Origin of the sequence: Paenibacillus hebaui (genome assembly GCF_051934385.1) — a bacterium.
Lineage (GTDB): Bacteria > Bacillota > Bacilli > Paenibacillales > Paenibacillaceae > Paenibacillus.
Map to the genome: position 1 here is coordinate 2,533,202 of NZ_CP196836.1, position 11,903 is coordinate 2,545,104.

The 11,903-nt window shown below is 45.2% G+C and carries 14 protein-coding genes; all 14 read left to right on the forward strand.

Going from position 1 to position 11,903, the window contains the following annotated elements; all coding sequences use genetic code 11:
* Positions 1-3: 3 nt before the first annotated feature.
* The 14 genes from ACR32F_RS11660 to rseP all read left to right on the forward strand — a co-directional run bounded on the left by ACR32F_RS11660 (position 4) and on the right by rseP (position 11,870).
* Positions 4-447 (forward strand): hypothetical protein, encoded by a 444-nt coding sequence (locus ACR32F_RS11660; RefSeq protein WP_440118848.1) that lies wholly within the window; start codon positions 4-6, stop codon positions 445-447.
* A gap of 15 nt (positions 448-462) precedes the next feature.
* Positions 463-1,251, forward strand: a complete 789-nt coding sequence (locus ACR32F_RS11665; protein WP_440118849.1) for a FliA/WhiG family RNA polymerase sigma factor — start codon at positions 463-465, stop codon at positions 1,249-1,251.
* Between the two features lie 61 nt (positions 1,252-1,312).
* On the forward strand, positions 1,313-2,722 hold the full coding sequence (locus ACR32F_RS11670) for a DUF342 domain-containing protein (RefSeq protein WP_440118850.1): 1,410 nt from the start codon (positions 1,313-1,315) through the stop codon (positions 2,720-2,722).
* 52 nt (positions 2,723-2,774) lie between these two features.
* Positions 2,775-3,089: a hypothetical protein gene (locus ACR32F_RS11675; protein WP_440118851.1), complete on the forward strand. Its 315-nt coding sequence runs from the start codon at positions 2,775-2,777 to the stop codon at positions 3,087-3,089.
* Positions 3,090-3,155: 66 nt separating this feature from the next.
* A complete protein-coding gene (locus tag ACR32F_RS11680; RefSeq protein ID WP_440118852.1) occupies positions 3,156-3,728 on the forward strand; it encodes a hypothetical protein in 573 nt (190 codons plus the stop codon).
* 3 nt (positions 3,729-3,731) lie between these two features.
* Positions 3,732-4,361, forward strand: a complete 630-nt coding sequence (locus ACR32F_RS11685) for a hypothetical protein (protein ID WP_440118853.1) — start codon at positions 3,732-3,734, stop codon at positions 4,359-4,361.
* Between the two features lie 273 nt (positions 4,362-4,634).
* On the forward strand, positions 4,635-5,333 hold the full coding sequence (gene rpsB, locus ACR32F_RS11690) for a 30S ribosomal protein S2 (protein ID WP_017689155.1): 699 nt from the start codon (positions 4,635-4,637) through the stop codon (positions 5,331-5,333).
* A gap of 115 nt (positions 5,334-5,448) precedes the next feature.
* Positions 5,449-6,099 carry a translation elongation factor Ts gene (gene tsf / locus ACR32F_RS11695; RefSeq protein WP_440118854.1) on the forward strand — a complete coding sequence of 217 codons (651 nt, stop codon included), beginning with the start codon at positions 5,449-5,451 and terminating at the stop codon, positions 6,097-6,099.
* 229 nt (positions 6,100-6,328) lie between these two features.
* Entirely contained in the window at positions 6,329-7,057 is a 729-nt protein-coding gene (gene pyrH, locus ACR32F_RS11700; RefSeq protein ID WP_024630245.1) for a UMP kinase, read from the forward strand.
* On the forward strand, positions 7,057-7,611 hold the full coding sequence (gene frr, locus ACR32F_RS11705; protein ID WP_440118855.1) for a ribosome recycling factor: 555 nt from the start codon (positions 7,057-7,059) through the stop codon (positions 7,609-7,611). The genes pyrH and frr overlap by 1 nt, the downstream gene beginning before the upstream one ends.
* An 88-nt stretch (positions 7,612-7,699) precedes the next feature.
* Positions 7,700-8,467, forward strand: a complete 768-nt coding sequence (locus ACR32F_RS11710) for an isoprenyl transferase (protein ID WP_440118856.1) — start codon at positions 7,700-7,702, stop codon at positions 8,465-8,467.
* A gap of 16 nt (positions 8,468-8,483) precedes the next feature.
* Positions 8,484-9,278 (forward strand): phosphatidate cytidylyltransferase, encoded by a 795-nt coding sequence (locus ACR32F_RS11715; protein ID WP_440118857.1) that lies wholly within the window; start codon positions 8,484-8,486, stop codon positions 9,276-9,278.
* A gap of 67 nt (positions 9,279-9,345) precedes the next feature.
* Positions 9,346-10,485: a 1-deoxy-D-xylulose-5-phosphate reductoisomerase gene (locus ACR32F_RS11720; protein WP_440118858.1), complete on the forward strand. Its 1,140-nt coding sequence runs from the start codon at positions 9,346-9,348 to the stop codon at positions 10,483-10,485.
* Between the two features lie 113 nt (positions 10,486-10,598).
* The gene (gene rseP / locus ACR32F_RS11725; RefSeq protein WP_440118859.1) at positions 10,599-11,870 is read left to right on the forward strand and encodes an RIP metalloprotease RseP; all 1,272 of its coding nucleotides are present in this window, start codon (positions 10,599-10,601) and stop codon (positions 11,868-11,870) included.
* The last annotated feature ends 33 nt before the right edge of the window (positions 11,871-11,903 follow it).

Consider the following 11,903-nt stretch of genomic DNA (forward strand, 5'->3'; position numbering starts at 1 on the left):
ACGATGATAGGAAACTACCGCATTAATCTTGGAGCAGGCATAGTCGGATTTATTCTGACTTTTTTTGTAGCTTATAGCAGCAATGTGTTGATGACCAGTTTAATACGCGGATTGATCGGATTCGTAGCCTGGTTTATCCTTGCTTATGGTTTACGCTGGGGATTAGGATTGTTGATTAACCCTTCGATAGAGGGGAATGGATATGGTTATGATTCACCGGGTGCTCAAGAACTACGAGGTTCACAGGTGGACATCAAACTCGAAGACGATGGACAAGAGCTGAACGACTTGCTCAAATATGGACAGGACGCCTCCTCTGGGGATGCTCCTCCGCCATCTGAGCCTAAAGCTCCAACGGGATTCGCCCCTTTGGATCCGCCTAAACTTGTCCGGACGAAGGACCCGGAGGAGTTGGCGCAGGCCGTTCGTCACCTGACAGACAAATAAGGAGGGTGAAAGCAATTGAACGAGCGTAAAGCTTCACATTTGAACCATGCAGATTTGTGGGAAAAGTGGAAAGAACATGGAGATATTGAGGCGAAGAAAGCCTTGATTGAAAAGTATCTTCATATTGTGAATTATGTATCCGGGCGTTTGGCTGTTGGCCTGCCCAAAAATGTCCCGAAAGATGATTTGGAGAGCAATGGCGTTATGGGTTTGATTGACGCGTTGGAGAAATTCGACTATGAACGTGGTTTGCAATTTGAGACTTATGCATCCTGGCGGGTACGTGGAGCAATACTTGACGGTTTGCGTCAGGGAGATTGGGTTCCGCGTTCTGTACGGGAGAAGGCAAAGCGGATTGAAGAAGCGTATCAACAGTTAGAGCAGACTTATTTGCGCTCCGTTAGCGATGAGGAAATGAGTCAGTATTTGGACTTGTCAACGAAAGACTTTCAGCACATGCTTCAGGAAGTGGCAGTCATGTCACTTTGTTCTCTGGAAGACCCCATTCGTGAAGAAGAGTCGGAGACTCGACTTTCATTGATGGTTGACGAAAAAGCCAAAAATCCAGATTATAAAGTGAATGAATTTTATTTGAAGGAAGCTTTGGTGCAAGGGCTCGAAAAACTGACAGTTAAAGAGAGGACAGTCGTTTCACTTTTGTATTATGAAGACCTGTCCCTTAGTGAAATTGCCGAGGTGATGTCTCTTTCTCCGTCACGTATTTCCCAATTGCACTCGAAGGCTATATTGCGGTTGCGTGGAACACTGGACAAACAGAAAGACTTACTTATGCGTAAAGATTAATAGAGAGAGCGTTAATATACGGATTTTGAGGAGTGGGAAGTTAAAAGGAGGAAGAACTGCGTTGACACAGCGGACTGCTTTGGAACAGTGCTTGAGCATGGTTTTATCGGACGATAAAAGTACGGCCTACCTTGAATTTTCCAAACAGGAAGAAGGATTTGCCTGCACACTGGAAGAGCTCGAGCAATATATAGCGAGTCAGGGTATTAAATATGGTGTGTTGAGCGAAGCATTGCTCGTTTTTTTGAGTCAGCCTGAAACATATGTTAAGGATCGTTGCAAAATCGCTGAGGGCATTGTACCCGTTCACGGAATCGATGGATTCATCAAGATACTGGTGGACATGAATGATTCGGATGAAAGGCGACCTTTGGAAGCAGAAGACGGAAAAGTAGATTATAAAGAAGTGACCCGCATAAACAACGTGCGAACAGGTCAAATCATTGCAGAGCAAATCCCTCCTGTAGATGGGACGGTGGGTAGGGCTGTAACGGGCGAAGAAATCCCTTTTCGTCCTGGTAAAGAGGCCCGCTTCAAAGTTGGGAAAAATGTTGTCGTTAACCCTAATGGAACTGCAATGTACGCCGCTCTGGATGGACTGGTTACCAAAACGGAAGGCAATAAACTGAATGTATTTCCGGTTTACGAGATCAATGGCGATGTAGATTATAATATCGGTAATATTGATTTTGTGGGCACGGTTGTCATTCGCGGCAATGTACTCACTGGATTTAAAGTAAAAGCAGCGGGAGATATACGTGTCGTCGGAGGTGTCGAGGGAGCTGAATTGGAAGCAGACGGCTCTATCGAAATTACCGGCGGGATTATCGGTTATAACAAAGGGCTTATCCATGCAGGGCATAACATTAAATGTACCTTTATTCAGGAAGGTAACGTGGATGCCGGTGAAAATGTTCTGGTCTCCCAAAGTATAATGCATTCCAACATTCGTGCAGGCAAAGAAGTGATTTGTGCAGGCACAAAGGGACTTATCGTTGGTGGATCGATCCAGGCTGGTGAGAAAGTCTCGGCACGTATTGTTGGCAACAGCATGTCTACTGTGACCTCCATTGAAGTTGGAGTACTGCCTAGGCTTCGTAACGAACTGAATGAATTGCGCAAAGAAGTCAGGGTGCAAATGGATGGTTTGGACAAAACCAAGAAAGCTTTGACATTGTTGGACCAGTTAGCTGCTGCAGGGCAATTGAGCCCGGATAAAATGTCAATGCGAATCAAGCTGAGTGCTACACAAAAATCGGCTCTTCGTCTTAGCGAAGAAACGAAAACACGTATCTTTGAAATCGAGAAGGTACTTGAAGATACAAACAGGGCTCGCGTTGATATTCTCAAGATGATTTATGGTGGCTCTAAAATAGTTATCGGCAGATACACCAAATTTATTAAAGATCCCGTAAGTCGAATATCTTTTTATTATCATGATGGGGACATAACCATGGTTCCGTACGTTTAAGTACAGCATTCAAGCAGAAGAAGAAATCCATTCGATACCGTGAGGTGAGCGTATGAGTTTCAAAGCGGTTGAGTTGCAGATTGCCGTACCTAGAACAAGTGAAGCTGGTCGTTATCAGAGTGAAGCCCAGCAGAGACCGATCACGGACCAGAATCTGCTGGCGGAGCAAACGGCCAAAGAAGCCAATGAGGCGAGGCAAAGAAGCGAGGCGCTGGATGAAACGGCACACACTGCTGTGCGCGATGGTCAATCCAAAGACAAGGAGCAGCAGAGTGGCTCCCACGAACCCGATTCGGCCTTATCGGAGGACATTGTCAAGCCTGCTGAGCATCCATACAAAGGAAAACATATTGACTTGTCGTTGTAACAGATGAAATTGTGATTGACATGAAGTCTTGAGCATCGATGGCTGCATTAAAGGAGAGAACCCAATTTGTCACCATGGATCATTATTGTCATATTAGGAGCCTGCGCAATCGCATATGCACTCATCATGCCTAAGAAGGACAAGGTGCAGGAGCCAGGACATCACCTGGTGCAAGAGATGGAATCTACACTTGAACATTATATGTCCGAGATAGAAAACGATAATGATGCCCTTATCCAGCGTGTTGCTGAAATGAAGGGAGAGGCGACTGCGGCAGATCAGCGTATGCAATCGCAGCTTCAGGAATTACAGCAAAGGCTAGATAACCTGGAAAATAGCAAAACGAAGGAAGCAGATCCATCTCCCAATAGAAACCTAGTGCATAGTACAAGCGGATTACAAGCCCAAGGGCTTCTAGACAGTGTGCGAGTAGATTCAGGTCAACTGGCTTCAGATACAGAAGTGCTGGTCAACGAGCAAGAGGCTGTGCCTGTACGTGAATCCATTAAGGACCGATATGCAGAGCTGTTTCATTTATATGGCGAAGGAAAATCAGTGGATGCTATTGCCAAGCATACAGGCATTCAACGTGGAGAAGTACAGCTGATTTTACAGCTGGCAGAACGGGAGGAGAGCTAACAGATGGACAAGCGCTCCCTATGGATTGGACTTGGAAGTGGCATGATTGTTGGGGCAGTATTGCTACAGCTTGCAACAGTAGGTCAAAATGCAATGTCTGAGAGTAATCTGGATCCGGAGAAGGCGACAGCAAACCTAACAAAGGAACAGTTGGAGACGGCTGCGAAGAGCCTGGATATGAAATTGGTAGGTTCTGAAGATGATTTATATACGGAAGCGGAGTGGGTGGAGAAGAAAAAACAGGAGAGCACCAAGCTGCAAGGGAAATCGGCAACAGCCCCCGAGCCGGCAAAATCAGCTGAGAATCCTGATCAGCCTGAGAATCCACAGCAACCTGTCACGAGTGAAAGTGGCAAACAGGATCAAGTCGATCAGCCAAAGACAACTAAGCCGTCAACACCTAACGTTCCCCAAGCTGCATCGGTGTCCTTCAAAGTGCGCTCAGGCAACAGTCTGGCCATCGTGGCAGGGAATTTAGAGAAGGCTGGAATTGTTGATAATGCGCAAGACTTCATAAAGGCTGGTCGGGCGGAGCGAATTAATACCAAAATACAAGTGGGAACCTATGCATTTGAAAAAGGGGAAAGCTTCAAATCCATTATAGCCAAGATTACCAAAGAACCGTCAAGCTGAGTGCGCTCAGACAGGGCGGTTTTTTACGTAGGTGGCGACAAATGTTGCGGTACTACATTTTAAGTGAGTACGCTTTGAAAAAATACTTCCTAGTGTTAAAGGTTTTAGTTTGAAAGACTGTTGCATCAGGCAATCAGTTATGATATATTAGATAACGGTGTTAAAACACACGCATGTGCTAATTTTGTTGAGGGTGCTTTCCTGTTGGAGAGTCTTGGCGAAAAATGATGCCGGCGGAGGACACAATAAAACCATACTAGGAGGTGTGTGAAGATGGCAGTAATCTCCATGAAGCAGCTTCTTGAAGCTGGGGTACACTTCGGTCACCAAACTCGTCGTTGGAACCCAAAAATGGATCGTTATATCTTCACTGAAAGAAACGGAATTTATATCATTGACTTGCAAAAGACAGTGAAAAAGGTAGAAGAGGCTTACAACTTCGTTAAAGGAATCGCAGGAGAGAATGGTAAAATTCTTTTCGTGGGTACGAAAAAACAAGCTCAAGATTCCGTTAAAGAAGAAGCTGAACGTGCTGGTCAATTTTACATTAACCAACGCTGGCTCGGCGGTACGCTGACTAACTTCCAAACCATTCAAAAACGTATTGATCGTTTGAAACAACTGGAAGCTTGGGAAGAAGACGGTACATTCGCTGTATTGCCTAAAAAAGAAGTAATCTTGCTTCGCAAAGAAAAAGATCGTCTGGAGAAATTCCTCGGCGGTATTAAAAATATGAAAGGCCTGCCAAGCGCCCTGTTCATCATCGATCCACGCAAAGAGCGTATCGCTGTTGCCGAAGCTCGCAAATTGGGTATCCCAATTGTAGGTATCGTTGATACGAACTGCGATCCGGACGAGATCGATTATGTTATCCCGGGTAATGACGACGCAATCCGCGCTGTTAAGCTGTTGACAGGTAAAATGGCTGATGCCGTGATCGAAGCTAACCAAGGCGAAGAAACATCCGCTTAATAGATTCGAACATACAAAATGAATTAAATGAAAAGGGTGGTTGGCAGGTGGATAACCTCTCACTGCCCTTTTTTTAGAGTGTACTTACAATTACTTATGTTGGAGGGAATTTATAATGGCAGTTAATGCGAGTGCAGTAAAAGAACTTCGCGAAAAAACGGGCGCAGGTATGCTCGATTGCAAAAAAGCATTGGAAGAAGCAAACGGTGATATCACTAAAGCCGCTGAATTGCTGCGTGAAAAAGGTCTGTCAGCAGCAGCAAGCAAAGCTGGTCGTGCAGCAACTGAAGGCGTTGTAGAGTCTTACATCCACGCTGGTGGACGTATCGGTGTATTGGTAGAAGTTAACTGTGAAACAGACTTCGTTGGTAAAACAGACCAATTCAAAGATTTCGTGAAAGACATTGCAATGCAAATCGCAGCAGCTAATCCGAAATTTGTTTCTCGTGAAGAAGTTTCCACAGAAGAGCTGGAAAAAGAGAAAGAAATTTTGAAAGCTCAAGCTTTGAATGAAGGCAAACCAGAAAAAATCGTTGAGAAAATGGTTGAAGGCCGTATCGGTAAATATTACGAAGAATTCTGCCTGTTGGAACAACCTTTTGTTAAAGATCCTGACAAAACGATTTCCCAACTGTTGAATGAAAAAGTTAGCCAAATCGGTGAAAACATCTCCATCCGTCGTTTTGTTCGTTATGAACTGGGTGAAGGTCTTGAGAAAAAAGTAGACAACTTCGTAGAAGAAGTTATGTCCCAAGTGAAGAAATAAGACGGTTTTGAGACCGACAAGCAGAAATGATTTTCGAAGATATAAGAATGATAAAACTTCGAAGCGCAACTCCCTTATATCTCAGGAAAACAATGCCTTATCGGTTGAACATTTTTCCTAAAAGAGCGGAACACAACTGTGTTCCTTTCTTTTTAAGCAGGAGGCCATGCGCGAGAAGTTTTGTTGGTTGAATGCCCAGGGCATTCAATTCAAAGTGGAGGGTGAACAATTGGAACAGCCAGTATTTAAACGTGTTGTCTTAAAAGTCAGCGGAGAGTCTCTTTCCGGTCAAAACGGCTACGGTATTGATGCAGAGACGATCTCGTCGATTGCCCAGCAGGTAAAAGAAGTAGTTGAACTGGGTGTGCAGGTTGCTATCGTATGTGGTGGCGGAAACATCTGGCGTGGAATTGCTGGTAGCGAGAACGGAATTGATCGAGCAACTGCGGATTATATGGGTATGCTAGCGACGGTAATGAACTCATTGGCACTACAAGATGCATTGGAACAGATTGAAGTGCCTACTCGCGTACAGACATCTATTGCTATGCAGCAAATCGCAGAGCCTTATATTCGTCGTAGAGCTATTCGTCATCTGGAGAAAGGCCGGGTCGTTATTTTTGCAGCAGGTACGGGTAACCCGTTCTTCTCCACCGATACAACAGCAGCACTTCGCGCAGCGGAGATCGAAGCAGAAGTCATCCTGATGGCCAAAAATAAAGTCGATGGTGTGTACTCGGCAGATCCGTTTAAGGATAGTACAGCTGTGAAATTTGATCAGTTGACTTACATGGATATACTTAACAAAGATCTTGGTGTAATGGATTCGACGGCATCCTCGCTTTGTAAGGACAACAACATTCCGTTGATTGTATTTGCCATTACAGAACAAGGTAACATCAAACGTGTTGTTCTTGGTGAACGCATCGGAACAATCGTCAAAGGGAGTGTAGATTAATGCCACAAGCGATTAAACAGCATGCTGAAGAACGTATGGAAAAAGCGATTCAAGCGTTACGACGTGATCTTGCTACCTTGCGTGCAGGTCGTGCAACCCCGGCTCTTCTCGACCGGATTCAAGTGGAATATTACGGCGCTATGACGCCGCTGAACCAACTGGCTAACATCAGTACACCGGATTCCCGTACATTGATGATCCAGCCGTGGGATAAGTCCTCCATGAGTGACATTGAGCGTGCGATCATGAAATCGGATCTTGGTCTTACTCCAGCGAACGATGGCAGCATGATCCGCCTGTCCATTCCGGCTCTGACGGAAGAACGCAGAGCGGACCTTGTGAAGCTGACGAAAAAGTTCGGTGAAGAAGGCAAAGTAGCGATTCGTAATATTCGCCGTGATGCGAATGATGATATTAAAAAAATGGAGAAGTCAGATATTTCCGAGGACGAGTCCCGGAGACATCAAGACGATATCCAAAAATCGACTGACAAGTTTATTGCTGAAGTCGATAAGGTACTCGCTGCCAAAGAAAAAGAAATCATGGAAGTGTAAGACAAGCGCAGCCCCTCCAATACGGTGGGGTTTTGTCTCTTTTTCAAGCTTCAGGTGAAGAAACTTCAGGGATTTTGGAGGAACAGGAATGATCAAACGGGTTCGGTCGTGGTGGAATGGGGCTGACAAGCAGGAAACGCTGACTATATCCGAGGATAATATCCCGCAGCACGTCGCCATCATCATGGACGGCAATGGACGATGGGCCAAGCGTTTGGGTCTCCCGCGGATAGCTGGGCACCAAAATGGGATGAAGGCAGTCAAACGTGCGACCATCGCGGCGGATGAACTGGGCATCAAATATCTGACGATGTACGCTTTTTCGACAGAAAACTGGACACGTCCAAAAGAAGAAGTGGATTTTCTGATGCGGCTTCCGCAAGAATTTCTGGCGATAGAGCTGGATGAACTTATAGAAAAAAATGTACGTATTCGTATGATGGGGCAAGAGGAACACTTACCTTCCCATACAATTAATGCTTTGCGTGAAGCTATTCGTCTTACGGAACATAACACTGGGCTTGTTTTGAATTTTGCAATGAACTATGGAAGTCGTCGTGAAATGACGGATTGTGTCAAACAAATCGCTCTTAAGGTAAAGTCGGGGGAATTATCGGCAGAGGATATTACACCTGAACTCATTGATAGACATATGTTGACTGTCGATATGCCTGATCCGGATTTACTAATCCGGACGAGTGGGGAACTAAGGTTAAGTAATTTCATGCTTTGGCAACTTGCATATAGCGAATTATGGTTTACGGATATATACTGGCCCGAATTTGGCAAAAAGCACTTGCTTGAAGCTGTAGCCGAATATCAGCGCAGAACAAGGCGTTACGGCGGTTTGAAATAGATGGAGGATGAAGCCGTTGAAACAGCGATTAACGACAGGAATCATAGCAGGTGTGTTGTTTTTGGGCTTTTGCATGCTGGGCGGTCCCTGGTACCATGGCTTGGTATTGCTTATGGCTCTCATCGGTTATTATGAATTTGTGAAAATGACTGGGGTACAGCCTTTTTCAGGAGTAGCCCTGATCGGATATGCAGGTGTATTTGCAATTGTGTTTCCTTGGGAAATGATATGGGAAGCAAGTCCGCTATCCTTATTCCAGATCGGCTGGCTTGTAATGCTTGTACTGATGGCAGCCTCAGTAGTAACCAAAAACAGGATTCCCGTAAATATAATAGCGATGCTATTTTTGGGCGTTCTGTATATTGGAATTGGTTTCTATTACATTGCAGAATCCAGACATTTACATCATGGACTCTTCTGGACGTTTTTGCTACTGGGCTCCATATGGGCGAGTGATGCAGGCGCCTATTTTGTGGGAAAACTTATCGGAAAAAACAAACTATGGCCCTCGATTAGCCCAAATAAAACGGTGGAGGGTGCGCTTGGCGGAATCGTGATCGCGATAATAACCTCTATTGTTTTTGCATGGGTGTCGGACGGCTTGTTGTCTTGGCAGAGAGCAATATTGATCGGGATCGCATGCGCCGTTGTGGGACAGATGGGTGATCTGATCCAATCTGCTTATAAACGAGTGTATAACATCAAAGATTCCGGTAATCTTCTCCCGGGACATGGAGGCATTCTGGATCGGTGCGACAGCTGGATTGTTGTTTTTCCATTCGTACATATACTAATGCTTCTGCCCTATTAAAAATGAACACAAGTCACATGGCGGACAATTCGTCGTTGGCAATGGATAAATAAAGATGAGGTGCAGCATGAAAAAAATTGCGATTCTAGGGTCCACCGGTTCCATTGGTACTCAGACACTGGATGTTATTGACATGCATCCTGAACGATTTCAGGTAGAGGCGCTGGCTGCCGGGGGCAATACCGAACTCTTAATTGAGCAAACGAAGCGTTATCGACCGAAAAAGGTGTCTGTTGGCTCCAAAGAACTGGCAGAGACGATTGCTCCACATCTTCCCGCTGGAACACAGCTTTTTTATGGCAATGAAGGACTGGTTGAAGTGGCAGCTGGTACGGATGCAGACATGGTCGTGACAGCTGTTGTGGGAAGCATCGGACTTGAATCGACCCTGGCTGCGATTGATGCAGGCAAACAGATTGGACTGGCCAACAAGGAGACGCTGATTACAGCGGGGCATATTGTAACGGCGAGAGCCATTGCAAAAGGGGTGCCCATTTTACCAGTAGATAGTGAGCACTCGGCTATTTTTCAATGTCTAAATGGGGAACCGCGTGAACGTTTGATGGGCATAACGCTTACAGCCTCTGGTGGATCATTCCGTGATCTTACCCGTGAAGAGTTGAAGGAAGTTACAGTGGAACATGCACTTAAACATCCGAATTGGTCAATGGGATCTAAGATTACGATAGACTCGGCGACGATGGTGAACAAAGGTCTCGAAGTCATTGAAGCGCATTGGCTGTTTGGTCTTCAGTATGATCAGATCAATGTGTTGCTCCACCCGGAGAGCATCATTCATTCGTATGTGGAATTCAATGATACGAGTATTATTGCGCAGCTTGGTAATCCAGACATGCGAGTTCCCATTCAGTATGCACTGACCTACCCAGACCGATTACCATCACCTGCAAAGCGTCTTTCCTTAGTAAAAGCTGGCAAGTTGCAATTCCGTGAGATGGATATGGAACGGTTCCCATGTTTAAGAATGGCGTATGAGTGTGGTAGAATGGGTGGAACAGCAACAACAGCATATAATGCAGCTAACGAGGTTGCCGTAGCCCGTTTCTTGCGTAAAGAGATTTCGTTCCTTAAAATAGAGGATATTATTGCTTCTGTGCTGGAAGCACACCGCAATGTGGAGGAGCCTGATCTGGACGAAATTTCGAGGTGTGATCAGGAGAGCCGTAAACTTGCGTTTAGTCTGTAATCTCTTTTTTCTAGATAAAATGGAAGAAGTGATTCTCTTGTGCAGCATCAGAGAATAATGATAATCTAAAGGGACAGACTGCGGTTCGTACCGTGAAGGAGGATGGATAGGGATTGGAAACCATACAAGTGGTATTTCTAACGGTGCTCATGTTCTTTGTCATCGTGACGGTTCATGAATGGGGACATTATTATTTTGCCAAACGCGCCGGCATTCTTGTACGGGAATTTGCGATCGGTTTTGGTCCCAAATTGTTCTCATATAAAAGAAACGAGACCCAGTTCACACTGCGTTTGCTGCCATTTGGCGGATATGCACGTATGGCAGGTGAAGACCCGGAACTGGTAGAGATTCAGGAAGGTCAGACCATTGCAGTAAGGTCAGCTGATGACCAAGTGAAAATGATTTACCTCGATCAATTGGATAACCGAAAAAATGTAATTCGTGGTGAAGTGATCTCCATTGATATGGAGAAGGCATTGAAATTGCAACTTGATGTGGATGGTGAAATTCAGCAGTATCGAATTCATCCGCAAGCGATGTTGGTGAGTCGAGGTAAACAAACTCAGATCGCACCGAAAGATCGCCAATTTGGCAGTAAAACGGTTGGACAACGGGCAATGGCTATTTTTGCTGGACCACTCATGAATTTTATCTTGGCCTTTATATTGTTTGCAGTCTATGCTCAAATGGCTGGAGTTCCGGTTGAAAATCCGAAAAATCTCCAAATTGGTGAAGTGCTCGAAGGTGGAGCTGCCTACCAGGCGAACCTGCAAAAAGGAGATATCATTGAGACCATTAATGGTACTGCTATTGGCACAGATTCGAAAAAAATGGTGACGATGATTGCCGATTCCAAAGACAAACCGATGGAGTGGACACTGCGTCGGGGGAATGAAACGTTTAATATAACGATTACCCCTCGGGCCGTAGAAGGACAAGAGGGTGGAAAAGTGGGAATTGTTCCTACGCTTCCAACCCGATCTGTTGGGTTTGTGGAGACCTTTAAGGTTTCGGGAGTAGCAATGGTTGATACGACCAGAGTGATATTTGAAGGATTCAAACATCTGATCAATCAATTTAATATGGACGATATCGGTGGTCCAGTTCGTACATTTGAAGTAACAGGCCAAATTGCGAAACAGGGGATTGAACAATTGACGAGATGGGCGGCCATCTTGAGTCTCTACCTCGGTATTTTCAATCTGTTGCCTATTCCTGCTCTGGACGGCAGTCGTCTTGTATTCCTTGGAATCGAAGCACTGCGGGGCAGACCTGTTGACCCCAACCGGGAAGGCATGGTCCATTTTGTTGGGTTCGCCATGTTGTTTGTACTGATGCTGGCTGTAACATATAACGATATATTACGTTTGATTAACGGATAATTATGGTTTGACTATGCTCTGAGTTTTTGTGTT